The 13,480-nt window shown below is 33.2% G+C and carries 14 protein-coding genes; 6 read left to right on the top strand and 8 right to left on the bottom strand.

What is annotated here, in order from left to right:
- Positions 1-85: 85 nt before the first annotated feature.
- The 6 genes from AB3U99_RS17430 to rpsD all read right to left on the bottom strand — a co-directional run bounded on the left by AB3U99_RS17430 (position 86) and on the right by rpsD (position 3,282).
- On the bottom strand, positions 86-328 hold the full coding sequence (locus AB3U99_RS17430; protein WP_400248108.1) for a hypothetical protein: 243 nt from the start codon (positions 326-328) through the stop codon (positions 86-88).
- A gap of 41 nt (positions 329-369) precedes the next feature.
- The gene (locus AB3U99_RS17425) at positions 370-738 is read right to left on the bottom strand and encodes an ATP-binding cassette domain-containing protein (RefSeq protein WP_400248107.1); all 369 of its coding nucleotides are present in this window, start codon (positions 736-738) and stop codon (positions 370-372) included.
- A gap of 303 nt (positions 739-1,041) precedes the next feature.
- Positions 1,042-1,290, bottom strand: a complete 249-nt coding sequence (locus AB3U99_RS17420) for a LytTR family DNA-binding domain-containing protein (protein WP_400242814.1) — start codon at positions 1,288-1,290, stop codon at positions 1,042-1,044.
- On the bottom strand, positions 1,287-1,718 hold the full coding sequence (locus AB3U99_RS17415; RefSeq protein ID WP_400242813.1) for an ABC transporter ATP-binding protein: 432 nt from the start codon (positions 1,716-1,718) through the stop codon (positions 1,287-1,289). Before AB3U99_RS17415 ends, AB3U99_RS17420 begins: the two co-directional genes overlap by 4 nt.
- Positions 1,719-1,783: 65 nt before the next feature.
- On the bottom strand, positions 1,784-2,038 hold the full coding sequence (locus tag AB3U99_RS17410) for a hypothetical protein (protein WP_400242811.1): 255 nt from the start codon (positions 2,036-2,038) through the stop codon (positions 1,784-1,786).
- A gap of 641 nt (positions 2,039-2,679) precedes the next feature.
- Positions 2,680-3,282, bottom strand: a complete 603-nt coding sequence (gene rpsD / locus AB3U99_RS17405; protein ID WP_095332421.1) for a 30S ribosomal protein S4 — start codon at positions 3,280-3,282, stop codon at positions 2,680-2,682.
- Positions 3,283-4,074: 792 nt separating this feature from the next.
- Here rpsD and AB3U99_RS17400 point away from each other — a divergent pair.
- Positions 4,075-5,958 (top strand): diguanylate cyclase domain-containing protein, encoded by a 1,884-nt coding sequence (locus AB3U99_RS17400; RefSeq protein ID WP_400242808.1) that lies wholly within the window; start codon positions 4,075-4,077, stop codon positions 5,956-5,958.
- Positions 5,959-6,025: 67 nt separating this feature from the next.
- On the opposite strand, the gene AB3U99_RS17395 is transcribed toward AB3U99_RS17400, so the two are convergent.
- Positions 6,026-6,511 (bottom strand): GAF domain-containing protein, encoded by a 486-nt coding sequence (locus AB3U99_RS17395; RefSeq protein ID WP_400242806.1) that lies wholly within the window; start codon positions 6,509-6,511, stop codon positions 6,026-6,028.
- A 274-nt stretch (positions 6,512-6,785) separates the two neighbouring features.
- Between AB3U99_RS17395 and refZ the strand changes: the two genes are divergently transcribed.
- Entirely contained in the window at positions 6,786-7,412 is a 627-nt protein-coding gene (gene refZ / locus AB3U99_RS17390; RefSeq protein WP_400242804.1) for a forespore capture DNA-binding protein RefZ, read from the top strand.
- Here the strand turns inward: refZ and hisJ are convergent.
- Complete coding sequence (hisJ, locus tag AB3U99_RS17385; RefSeq protein WP_400242803.1) at positions 7,395-8,201, bottom strand: histidinol-phosphatase HisJ; 807 nt, start codon at positions 8,199-8,201, stop codon at positions 7,395-7,397. The genes refZ and hisJ overlap by 18 nt on opposite strands.
- A 401-nt stretch (positions 8,202-8,602) precedes the next feature.
- Between hisJ and ezrA the strand changes: the two genes are divergently transcribed.
- From ezrA to AB3U99_RS17365, 4 genes are all read left to right on the top strand, one after another.
- The gene (gene ezrA / locus AB3U99_RS17380; protein ID WP_400242801.1) at positions 8,603-10,306 is read left to right on the top strand and encodes a septation ring formation regulator EzrA; all 1,704 of its coding nucleotides are present in this window, start codon (positions 8,603-8,605) and stop codon (positions 10,304-10,306) included.
- A gap of 352 nt (positions 10,307-10,658) precedes the next feature.
- The gene (locus AB3U99_RS17375) at positions 10,659-11,804 is read left to right on the top strand and encodes a cysteine desulfurase family protein (protein ID WP_400242799.1); all 1,146 of its coding nucleotides are present in this window, start codon (positions 10,659-10,661) and stop codon (positions 11,802-11,804) included.
- On the top strand, positions 11,801-13,009 hold the full coding sequence (gene thiI / locus AB3U99_RS17370) for a tRNA uracil 4-sulfurtransferase ThiI (RefSeq protein ID WP_400242797.1): 1,209 nt from the start codon (positions 11,801-11,803) through the stop codon (positions 13,007-13,009). Before AB3U99_RS17375 ends, thiI begins: the two co-directional genes overlap by 4 nt.
- 139 nt (positions 13,010-13,148) lie before the next feature.
- Positions 13,149-13,355: an alpha/beta-type small acid-soluble spore protein gene (locus tag AB3U99_RS17365; protein ID WP_031534962.1), complete on the top strand. Its 207-nt coding sequence runs from the start codon at positions 13,149-13,151 to the stop codon at positions 13,353-13,355.
- Positions 13,356-13,480: the final 125 nt, after the last annotated feature.

The following is a 13,480-nucleotide window of genomic DNA, read 5'->3' as shown; positions in this document are numbered from 1 at the left end:
CTCCCCGTCAATTCTATGAAGACTTTTTCTAATGTCGGTTCATTTGAATGAATCATTACAAGTTCATCACTAGCAATCCACTGATTTATTTTTTTCCTGTTTCATCAGAGTGAGGCAGTGTGAACTCTTTTTCATTTTTTAATAATATCTGATAGCTTTTGTTCTGATTGTACTTGTGGCTTAAAGCTTTAGGAGTTCCGTGCTCCACGATGATGCCCTCATTTAGAAGGGAAACATGATCACAAAGTTTCGTCGCCTCGTCCATATTATGGGTCGTAAGGAAAATCGCTGTCCCACTCTCTTTTAGTTCAGTAAGTAGTTCATGAATGGCTAAAGCTGTACTGGGGTCTAATCCGCTAGTAGGTTCATCTAAAAAAAGTACCTCGGCTTATGCAAAAGAGATCTTGCTAGGACTAATCGTTGGGTCATTCCCTTCGATAATTTATTGGCAATTTTGTCTTTGTGTACAAATAAACCAACTCTAGTTAGAAGGAAATCAATTCGATCTTTCCCAACACCTAAAATGTTTGCGAAAAATTTCATATTGCTGTACACGGTCAGCCTTTCATATATTCCGCTATTGTCTGTAACAATTCCCTGCTCATAAATACTTTCACTAATTTGTTTAACGGGTTTTCCTAAAACCACTGCGCTTCCCGAGGTTTGTGCTAATTGTCCAGTCAATATTTTAATAGTCGTTGTTTTTCCTGAACCAGAGGGTCCTAGAAATCCAAATATTCCTCCAGATCGAACTGAAAAGTTAAAATCTTTTAGGGCAGAATCATTATTGAACTATTTAGATAAATGTTCAACGTAGATCACTATTTGCTTTTTCATTTGTTTTCTCTCCTTTATTAATAATGAATGTTTAGTTGGACTCAAAAAGTTTGTCTAAATGCCAATGTAACTTTATGTTTCCCATCTATTCTTAGTTTAGAGAAAACCAGTAGAAAAGTCGTAAATATCCGGTGAACAGTACCAAAAAAAGCCCAAATGTGAAAAAAGAGGTTGAAATGGACTCATTTCAACCTCAACTGTACCTTAAAACCCTATTAATTGTTTCAATTCCTCCAAACGATTTCGAGAAAGGGGGAGTTTCACATTAGGTTTACCTCTCAAAATTAATGTATAACTATTCTTAGAATAACTAATCAATTCAGAAACATGTTGCAAATTAACTAAATAAGAACGGTGACACCGGAAGAAACCAAATTTTAGTAATTTATCTTCTAGTTCATTCATCGTTAAGTCTGTTGGAAAATATTCATCATCTATGCGTATATTACTCACACTGTTAATACTCTCAATATAATCAATTTCATCAGGACTAAAATAATTGTCTTATCAGCTAGCTTACAAGTCACTTTAAAGACATTGTTTGGCATGAAATTTTCACTCTTATCTTTTTCCTCTGAGATAGAATCCGCATCATTAGTAAGATACGTTTTTTCTAGTCCACTCAATCGGTTATAGCGATATATCTCGCTGCTAAAAAGCAATAAATCTTCTATAGAATTAGACGTGAATAGTGTGGCAATTTTATTGGTATGAAGATGCTCTAATGCTTTTAAATAAAGTTCAATGCCTTCGCCTGTTAAATTATTGAGTGGGTTTTCAATTAAAAGAACCTTTGGAGAAAATAGAGATATTCGGAATAAACTAACCCTTTTTTTCTGATCGTCTGTCAAATTCTTATTTTTGGTTAGCCAAACATCCACAAGAGAAAACGTTGTAATGCATTTTTCTAAAGGGTGAGGAAAACATGCAATCTTTAAAAAATATTCTAATAGCCTTGAACAGTTAAATTGTCATATAAGCCATCATCTTTATATTCTGTTACTATCGATTTTGTTTCTCTTTCGATATAACCACTTGAAGGCAGTAGTTCCCCTGATATGAGCTTAAACAGCGATGCACTTTCTTCACTAGACATTTTTATCCCAATACGGGAAGTATTTTCAATAACTAAATTTATATTCTTCAAAACACTACGATTCTCTTCTTGTTTCATCACTTTTTCTAGTGAAATTAATGTCATTCCGCACACCTTTCTTTATATTATTAAAGTACATTATACAATGTAAGAATCTGTAAGAAAAGACACTGAATTTATTTGTAATTTTCTTCATCCTTTCTAACTATTTCTAAATTCCATTATAAGGATATTACCTCTCCTTATTCGGAACCTCAAACAACCAATGTTGAATCTGGATAGATCCTAGTGTGCTAAAGGATACCCTTCTACCAATTCACTAAAAAGTGAAAACTCTTGCTGCACTGTATTTAGTCTGCTACGCAATATAAGAGTTGCTCTACAATAGGGTTTGTTTGTGGAAAACTTACTTACCTTATTTGAAATCAATCCTATTTGTATACCACTTTAACCTTTTTGATTCCACAACTATGTCAAGGATGGTACATATCACTAGTTGTAATCAAAAAATTGATGCACCACTACATCAATTTTTCAATAGTCAGCCAACAACACATGGCGTATACTGCTATTTTCTTTTAAATCCATTCAACCATGCATGTCAATTTATTTGGTCCCATTTGGCTCTAATTTAGTGTATTATCCTGCGTCATTTTGTAAAGTAGATAAAAATAAAAAATCCCCTAAAACGTTGATGTAACAACATTTCAAGGGATTTTTGTGCATTGCTCTGCAAACTAAAGGGATTAACGAGAGTAGAACTCAACGATAAGAGCTTCGTTAATTTCAGCTGGTAATTCAGAACGTTCTGGTAAACGAGTGAATGTACCTTCTAATTTATCTGCATCGAAAGTTAAGAAATCAGGTACGAAGTTATTTACTTCTACAGCTTCTTTAACAACTTCAAGGTTGCGAGATTTTTCACGTAAAGTGATAGTTTGACCAGCTTTAACGCGGTATGATGGGATATCAAGACGTTTGCCATCAACTAAGATGTGACCGTGGTTAACTAATTGACGTGCTTGACGACGAGTGCGAGCTAAACCTAAACGGTAAACAACGTTATCTAGGCGAGTTTCTAATAAGATCATGAAGTTTTCACCATGCTTACCAGTCATTTTGCCTGCGATATCAAAAAGATTACGGAATTGACGTTCGTTCACACCATACATGTGACGAAGTTTTTGTTTTTCTTGTAATTGTAATCCGTATTCTGATAATTTTTTGCGTTGGTTTGGACCATGTTGTCCTGGAGCGTAAGGGCGTTTGTCTAACTCCTTACCTGTACCACTTAAAGAAATACCAAGACGACGAGAAAGTTTCCAGCTTGGACCTGTATAACGAGCCATAATTGACTCCTCCTTCATGTTTTTATTTGGTAAAATAAAAACAGATGTAACATGTCTTCTTATTTATTTTGTCTTCCTGTACCTTCGCCCTAGCAGCCAAGGGTTACACAATACACCATCAGAAATAATCCTGAGGAACAAAATAGAACAAAAAGTGTTTACATATGCTGCGCTATTTTACACAAATAATATTATATGATTTTTATAGGTGAAAAGTCAAGTAGAGTTTTCTATTGATTTGAATAGTTGAAAACGTAATGACATAACCTTTAGAACGTGGGAAATGTTAACAAGAGCTAAAAATATTATTGTCTAACCTATTTATTGCCAATATGATATAATTAGTATAATTTAACTTACATACATTGTAATACTTAAGCCTGTTTTATGGTAATATTTAGTTGTTATGTGGTGAGATTCCTCCTGTTTGTATTGCGAACAGATAAGTAATTAGTACTGTTTTTAAATACCTTGATATTTTAGAATCAATTGTTTTACATCCTCAAAGAAAATTAATTCCCGTTAATCTATTATGTGGTTGTTTCTTACAGGTTGTTGTTTTGAACAACCATTCTAAAGGAGCATCTATTTATAAATAAGCAGAAAAGGTATTATAATTACGGTATCATTAAAAATAACAAAACGAATAGTAAAAGAAAATGGTTCGTATGTTTCTAGGATAGAGTGTTTCGATTTATATTTAATCTTTTTTTATTTACTTCGTAATGATATGTAGAAATAGGATTTAATATATCAAAGAATGAATAGTTAGGTGAATTAGGTGATAAATACATGGACTTACTTGGCCACCAAAAAATATTAATATTAAAAAGTCGTTTTTTTGAATTGTATGATATTAAATTAATAAATCAGGAATATGACATAATTATCCAAGAAGCGCTCCAAGCGATAAAAGAAGTATTTGGGGCTGTTCAGGTTACTCTATATACCAGTGAAGAATGGGATGTGAATTGGACAATCGTATCCTCCACTGCTAAAAGGGATTATTTAGGAAAGACGACCTGTATAAAGGAAAATTTATCATTGGCATGTGAATATAAATTTTATCGAGCGCCTATTAAGGAAGATACATTACATGATTATATGATGTTAGCTCTAAAAAGTAAGGAGAAAGTTGACCATATTTTAGCGATAAAGATTAAGAAGGAATTATTATTGGATGATCCAAATGGGGAGATGGAGATTTCTTTATTTGATATGGTAGCAAAGGAAGTCGAAATATTATTTAGAAATATGCAAGATATGATGAATATTAATAGAGATAAAAAGAAATATAAGCAGTTGTTTAAAGTGACAGAAAAATTTCATTCATCAATGAAGATGGAAGACGTGTTAAGAGAGGTAATTTCCACCTTAAAAGAAGTGTATCCATCGTATCGTTATTACCTTTTGCTGTCACATGATAATAACAGTCCAATGGATTTGCCAGTAAAGGACTTAGAGTATGACAGTGAAAACACGGCTGCTATGGAAGCCTATGTTACTGGTGAATTGCAATTTGAAAACTTGAAAGAAGTAAAAAGTTCTGTTATCTATGCTCCATTAAAAGGAAAACAGGGAGTATACGGTGTTCTACAAATTATTGTTCCAGATGTTATCTCTTTTCCGAAAAATGAAGTGGAATTTATTTCTTTATTAGCCAATACGGCAGGAGGAGCGTTGGAAAATGCTCAGTTGTATCAGCAATCAAAAAAATTGGTTACCGATTTGCAGTTAATTAATGAGGCGTCTGATCAATTGAATTCTAATTTACGTTTAAATGAAATGATGACCTATATTTGTGAAAGAATTTCTGCAAGTTTTAATGCAAAGGAAGTAGGATTTATCCTGTTTTCCCTTGAAAATGATTCAACAAAAGTACTGTTAGGAAGCTCTTCTTTCTTTTTTGAGCCGGAATCTAAGAAATACATTGATTATTTTAAAGAGAAAATTCAAATCGAGAAAGATTCCCTTTTTTTAGGGGATTTCAGTATGCAGATTGAGGATGTACGGTATAAGTCTATAATGGCTGTACCAATGATGCAAACAGGGGTATTAAAGGGTTTTGCTATAGTAATGCATCCAGAGGCATACCATTTTCCATTTGATACATTTAAACTGTTACAATCTTTGATTCATCATTCTACCCTTGCCTTAACTAATTCCTTGTTAAGAGAGGAGTTGGAAAAAATGGTCGTAACAGATCATTTAACGAAACTATATTCACGAAGTTATTTGGATGAAAAGATTCAGAGGTCCTTATTAGAGGATGTGGAAGGAACTTTTATTTTAATTGATATTGATGATTTTAAATTAATTAATGACACATATGGACATCAAATTGGCGATGATATTATCATTCAAGTGGCGAATATTATTAAAGAAAATATTCGAAGTTCAGATGTTGGTTCCAGATGGGGTGGGGAAGAGTTAGCTATTTATTTACCAAAAGTACCTCTTTCTTTCGGCGTTACAATTGCTGAAAGATTAGTGAAAAAGGTAAAGGATAATTCTAAACCATCTGTTACGATATCATGTGGAGTTTCTTATTGGAATAAGCAAAGTAATGACACGTATAATACGCTTTTTAAGCGTGCAGATAAAGCATTATATATAGCGAAAGAAACAGGAAAAGACAAGGTAGTTATCCAAAATACTTTTCTTGTTAGCGAATAAAAAGGTGTTCTGCCTCTCTTTTGAAGAAGGGCAGAACACCTTTTTTATATTAGGAAGTACATCCTGATTATTTTAGAAACTTAACTAATGTGTTTACAAAAATCTCTAAATAATTTTGATCTAATTCATCAAATCTATTCTTTTCTGGAGAGTCAATATCGAGGACGCCAATTAAAGTCCCGTCTTCCATTATTAATGGTATGACGATTTCTGATTGAGAGGCTGCGTCACAGGCAATATGACCAGGAAATTGATGAACATCTTCTACTCTTACTGTTTCTTTATTAAGGGCTGCCGTCCCACAAACACCTTTGCCAAATGGAATGCGTACACAGGCAGGTAAGCCTTGGAATGGTCCAAGAACAAGCTCGTTGTCTTCAACTAGATAGAAGCCCACCCAGTTGGTTTTTTCTAGAAATTGATTTAATAATGCTGATGCATTAGAAAGATTTGCAATTGTATTATGTTCTCCTTCTAATAAAGCACGTAATTGTTTTTCAACTAATTGGTACTGTTCTTCCCGTTTACCTTTATATGTTTCGACGCTAAACATGCATATCACCGATCTTTCTCATTTTTTATGTTGTTTTTTGACGATAAATATAGAAGGACCCCATACTTTGTCGGTATTCTATTAAAGGATTCTCCCTATTTATAAAGAAGTGTAATGAATAGAATATTTGTAACTTTTAATGGCTGTTTATAAAAAATACTGGTATTGAAATTACACACTCTTCCTTGAAAAAACAGTCTTTCTAATGAATAGAAGTTTTTAATAATTCAACCATACTTTTTTAGGATTCGCAACAGAAAAGGGGTAAGGCTAGATGAAAGAAATTTCAACAAGGGATGCCATTGTAGAAGCCGCCATTTCTTTATTTAATCAGAAAGGCTATCATGGTACTTCTATCCGGGATATAGCTGGGCTGGCAAAAGTGAATACAGCGAATATTTCCTATTATTTTAATGGTAAACAAGGATTGTTAGAGTATTGTTATATGAAATTTTTTGAAAGCTATTTAGAATTGTTAGAACAAGTGTTTTTACAATCCTGCAGTCCAACAGAAAAATTAAAAAAATTAGTAGACTGTATTATCACATATCAATGCAAAAATCCGCAACTAACTAGATTTATTTTAAGAGAAGTTACGATTGATTCACAAGTTGTTAGAGAAATAATGTCGACTTATTATGTGAAAGAAAGATATATCTTTACACAAATTTTTGAAAAAGGAATAGAGAGGAAAGAATTTAGGAAACAGTCTATTTCCTATAGTATCATTCAATTAAAAGGACTACTCTCCATGCCTTTTATTCATTCGTTCTATGTTACCGAGGTTCTTCATGTTTTCGTAAATGAAGATTATTTCAAAAGAAAATACTTAGAAGAGATCCATCGATGGATTCATGATGTTGTTTGTCTGAATGAAAAAGAATTATCGATTATTCCATAGCATGACGTTCCGGCCTTGTCCTAAATCTTTTGCCTGATGAGCATCAGAACCATATACTAAAGGGATATTACGTTTTATCGCTTCTTCAACGATCCACTTTGAAGGATATGGTTCTTTGCAAAATGGCTTATTTACACCTGCTCCGTTATAATCCAGTTCATAACCTTTATTTTTTACCTCGTTTAAAATTGTGAATATAATCGTTTGAAAGTCTTGATCAACAGGATACAAATCTTGGAATTTATGTATCAGTGTCATATGACCTATTCGTTTTGGTTTGGCTGGACCTAAGTCTGCTTGAATTGATTTCAAAAGTGTTTGGTAATAAGAATTATAAACGTTTGAAATCCCTCCGTACTGTTTGACGATTTGTCCAAAAAGCTCAGGGCTGTAATCGACACAATCATAGTGATTGTTCATAGGATTTTTCAAGAAGTGTACACTTAAAATGCTGTCGTCTAATAAATGACCCCAATCAGCTAGAAAGTTTCTTATTTCTAGCTCAAATCCCTCAATATAATCAATTTCTAGTCCTACATTTATCTTGATTATCTCTTCATATTCTTTTTTGAGACTTTGTATTTCTTTTAAATAAATAGGTAAAGTTTCGAAAGTTATACTGCTGTCTTGCGTTGGTGTTGTATCGATGAACCCTTTTGGTAAGGGGGCGTGCTCTGTAAATGTCATTTCTGTGAAACCAAGAGCTAGTGCTTGTTCTACGTATTGCTTAAGAGAATCTTTTGTACCGTGTGGACAAAATGGTGTATGGATATGTCCGTCTTTTGGCATGGAAATAATCACCCTTTCTATTCCTGCTATTATTGATATATACCTAATATAGCAGGAAGACCAATAAAGAAGTAGTTATACGTGTTATTTTGGAAAAATACTTATATAATTTAAGTTATCTATCGAACTTTGAAAAAAGTAAACGAAATTATGAAAAAAACATAAAATAATAGTCAAAAATTGTCGTTTACATGTTATCATAAATACAAAGAAATTAACCTTCATAAAGGGAGATATCTATTATTGCTTAAACATTGCATTTTTGATTGGATTTTGTGAAAGCAATCATTTTTTTCGGCAGTTATCCCTATGCCTTTTGGGATTCCTGCTCCTTACTATTGGATAAATATTAGTTAAAATAGATACGGAATTATGGCCGGTGTATGAACAGGGGGCTTCAAATGAATTACATAATTGGAGGAATAGGTATAGTTATCTGCCTATTCGTAGCGGGATATTTTATTAAAAGAAAATATTATAACGGTGTCGATGAATTAGAAAATTGGAAAATAAACATGATGAATCGTCCAGTTTTAGAAGAGCTTGCAAAGGTTAAACAATTGAACATGATTGGACAAACCGAAGAGTTATTTGAAAGATGGAGAAAAGAATGGGATGACATTGTTACTACCGAATTGCCTAATATTGAGGAATTGCTTTTTGATACAGAAAGTTATATTGATAAATATAACTTTCCGAAAGCGAAGAAGACACAAGATACTATTCGCTTTAAAATGGAAAGTGTAGATAAAAGGATTGATACTATATTAGAGGAACTTAATAATCTTGTTGGTAGTGAAGAAAAGAACAGATCGGAAATGGAAGAACTTAAAGAATCCTATCGTGTCAGCAAAAAAAATCTTTTAGCACATCGTCATACATATGGAGAGACAGAGAAAAAGATTGAAACAATGCTTCAAGAAATTGCGGGATTATTTATAACTTATGATGAAAAAACAAATAATGGGGATTATTTGGAAGCAAGAGAGATTGTTTATAATATGCAAGAGCGTTTAACAACGATTACTTATCTTATGGAAAAAATTCCTCCATTACTTATTGAATATCAGACAAAATTGCCAGAACAACTTGATGAGTTAAAAGATGGCTATGTAGATATGTTGGAGCAAGGATATATTTTGGAACATTTACAAATGGCAGAAGAGATAGAAAACTTAATGAATGAACTTGCTTCGACTGAAAATGATTTGAAGGAAGGAAATGTTGAGGCAGTAGAAAAGGTTATTACTGAAATACAGGAAAAGCTGGATTTACTTTATGATTTATTAGAAAAAGAAGTGCTTGCAAAAAATTATTGTAGTAATAATATCAACGCAACGAAGGAAATCTTAGAAGATGTTCAGCAAGGAAACGCGCAGCTGCAAGTAGAAGTCCGATTATTGCAGACTAACTATAATCTGGATAATGAAGATATTGAGCTGCAATTTAAGCTTGAGAAGAAATTAAATCATCTATATAAACAATATGAAGTATTAGAACATAAGCTTTTGACAGAATCAGCAGCACATACTCTTTTGGGAGAAGAACTAAAGGAACTGAAAGGGCAATTAGAAAATGCTTCTTTAGAACAAAAAGCTTTATTTGATAAGCTGCATGCTCTACGTAAAGATGAAGTTTCTGCTCATGATCGCATGAGAGAATTAAGTAAACAAGTGGCGGAAGCTATTAGAAGAGTTACTAATAGTAATTTGCCAGGTGTGACTGATGAATATAATGAGCTAGTGCAAGAAGCAAAAGAAAGTATTGATGAAGTAAAAAAAATGTTAGAACGAACACCATTAAATATGGTTGAAGTGAAGCAAATAATTGAAGTAACAGAAGAAAAAGTGACGGTGCTAGTTAACGCAACAATTGAATTAGTAGAAACAGTTTATTTAGCAGAGAAAATCATTCAATATGGAAACAGATATCGTCGCCAATATCAAAAAGTCCATCAAGGCTTACTAGAAGCAGAAGCACATTTTAGAAACTATCGTTATAAAGAAGCATTACAGTATGCTGCAACAACAATTGAAGAAATAGAGCCTGGAAGTACAAATAAAATCCAAGCTTGGTCACATGAATGGACAGAAAATGAAAAGTAATGAGCAACACCTAATTCCATCATTAGTAGAAAAAGTCTGAGAGAAATACTCAGACTTTTTTCTGTGGAAAGCGATAAGTTTCTAAATAATGTAAAGAGATAAAATCTTATTTCCGGTAAGTAATAGACAAAAAAATTTTTTATACTAATGTTTTTGAAGCTTATTCTTTTATTTGAAAAAGTTTTTTGGTAGCATAATAAAGTGAAACTTCAATTAGTGCATAGTATTTCCCCCTGGATTAGAGACGTATCTATTCAAAGCGTTTCGTATATAGACTATTAATGAAAAAGAAAGGCGTTAAAGGAAAAAGTAGAATAACGAATTTTTATAATGGAAAGGAAATTCCAATGTAATGATATATTTAGATAATAGTGCAACAACCAAGCCTTTTCCAGAGGTTATTGAATCTTTTACGACTGTATCCCAAAAATATTTTGGAAATCCATCCTCGATCCATCGAATTGGGATGAAATCAGAGAAGCTGTTAATACAGGCAAGAGAACAAATCGCGGGACTTTTAGAAGTGAAAAGCAAGGAAGTATTTTTTACCTCAGGTGGTACAGAAGGAAATAACACCGTTTTAAAAGGAATTGCTCGTACTTATAAAGGTAGAGGAAATCATATTATTACCACAGCGGTTGAACATGATTCCATTCATAAAGTAATGGAGCAATTAGAAGATGACGGTTTTTCTATTTCCTATGTTCCTGTCAATAAATTTGGACAAGTATCAATCGAGGATATAATCAAAAATTTACGCAAAGAAACCATCCTAGTTTCTATTATGCATGTAAATAATGAAATAGGATCCATACAGCCAGTTGAGGAAATCGGTAAGCTATTATCCAATTATCCAAATATATTTTTTCATGTAGATGGTGTTCAAGGAATTGGAAAACAAGCTATCTCCATTAATAAGGAAAATATAGATGCTTATACCATTTCTGCCCATAAATTCCATGGGTTAAAAGGAAATGGAGTTTTATATATAAAAGAAGGAAAAAGAATGGAGCCTTTATTAGCAGGTGGCGGGCAAGAGAATACTTTTCGCAGTGGAACAGAGGATGTTGCTGGTGCGGTTGCTACAGCCAAGGCATTACGGATGCAGCTGCAAAATCAAAAGGAGAAGCTGCCTATTCTGAAGCAGGTGAATGTTTATTTACGTGAGCAATTAGCCAAGATAGAAGGTATCTCTATTCATTCGCCAGCACTAGAAAAAAGTGTACCTCATATTCTTAATTTCTCCATCGAAGGAGTAAAAGCAGAAGTATTTGTTCATGCATTAGAGGAACGTGATATTTATATATCCACTACGAGTGCATGTTCATCGAAAACAAATAAAATTAGTAAAACATTATTAGGAATGGGTGTACCAGAACAGCTTGCAGAAAGCTCATTCCGAATTAGCTTATCCTATGAAAATACAATGGAAGAAATGGAAAAAGTAATTACAGCTATAAAAGATATTCAGGAATGGTTGAGAGGGGTAATGAAGTGAAATATGATCGTATTTTAATACGTTATGGAGAGCTATCTACGAAGGGGAGAAACAGAAAACAATTCGTAGATAAATTAAAACGAACAATAGCAAAGACTCTTGAGGGCTTTCCATCTGTTTCAATTGAAGCAAAAAGAGAAAGAATGTATATAATGTTAAATGGTGAAAAGGAAGAGGAAATTTCTAAAGTACTTAAGAATATCTTTGGTATTCAATCCTTTAGCCCAGCAGTAAAGATTGATAGGGATATAGAGAAAGTAAATGCAGCTGCTTTGGATATTGTTTCTTCTTTATATAAAGATGGATGTACCTTTAAAATAAGTGCGAGACGAGCTGATAAAGAATTCGAACTGGATACAAATGAAATTAATCAGACGATTGGTGGGCATTTACTAAAAAATATCTCTGGTTTAAAAGTAGACGTCAAAAATCCTGATATAAATGTTCAAATTGAAGTTAGAACAGAAGCAATTTATCTTTCCTGTGAAAATATTCCAGGAGCAGGGGGGCTTCCTTCAGGAACGAGTGGGAAAGCGATGCTTATGTTATCTGGTGGATTAGACAGCCCAGTAGCAGGATATTTATCCATGAAAAGAGGATTAGAATTAGAAGGGGTTCATTTCTTTAGTCCTCCGTTTACAAGCGAGAGAGCAAAACAAAAGGTAATTGATATTTCGGAAAAGCTTGCAAATTTTAATGGTCATTTTGTATTACATGTTGTTCCATTTACGACAATTCAGCAGTTAATTCATAAGCAAATACCAGAAAACTATACAATGACTGCAACAAGAAGAATTATGCTAAAAATAACGGATGAAATTCGCAGAAGAAAAGAAGCACTGGCGATTATCACGGGTGAAAGCTTAGGGCAAGTTGCTAGTCAAACATTAGAAAGTATGTATGCGATCAATGATGTAACAAATACACCTATTTTGAGACCTTTAATAACTACAGATAAAACAGAAATAATCGAATGGGCAAAGAAAATTGATACACATGATATCTCTATTCGACCATATGAGGATTGCTGTACGGTATTTGTACCAGCCTCGCCTAAAACCAAACCCAAAAAAGAAAAAATACGATATTATGAAAGCTTTACTGATTTTGAACCATTGATTGATGAAGCAGTTAATCATGTTGAAACGATTATCCTTAAAAGGGAAGAGAAAAAGATGGAGCCGGAAATGGATTCTCTTTTTTAAAGTCGTTTGCGTGACCTCATAAAGGGAGACATGTTTTAATACAAAAATTCCCTGCTTTTTTTGTGAACAATTACCAGTAATGAAAACGAATGAACGCCATGTGTATTACACATTCTATTATCACAAGGAGGTGATACACATGGCAAGCAGCAACAATTCAAATCAATTATTAGTACCTGGAGTTTCTCAAGCTCTAGATCAAATGAAATATGAAATTGCTACTGAGTTTGGTGTAAACTTAGGTGCTGAAACAACTTCTCGTGCTAACGGTTCTGTTGGTGGTGAGATCACAAAACGTTTAGTGCAAATGGCTGAACAACAATTAGGCGGCGGTTTCTCTAAATAATTGAATAGTAATGGCTACAAGAAGCAAGGTATCATGCCTTGCTTCTTTTTCGTGCTTTTCCTCAAGACGGGTATAGGTTTTTTATGCTATTTTAGAAAAAGGATTGGCTTCTAAAAATAGGCTAT

Origin of the sequence: Niallia tiangongensis (assembly GCF_044704065.1) — a bacterium.
Taxonomy (GTDB): Bacteria; Bacillota; Bacilli; order Bacillales; family Cytobacillaceae; genus Niallia; species Niallia tiangongensis.
This window is presented reverse-complemented; position numbering and strand designations above follow the sequence as displayed.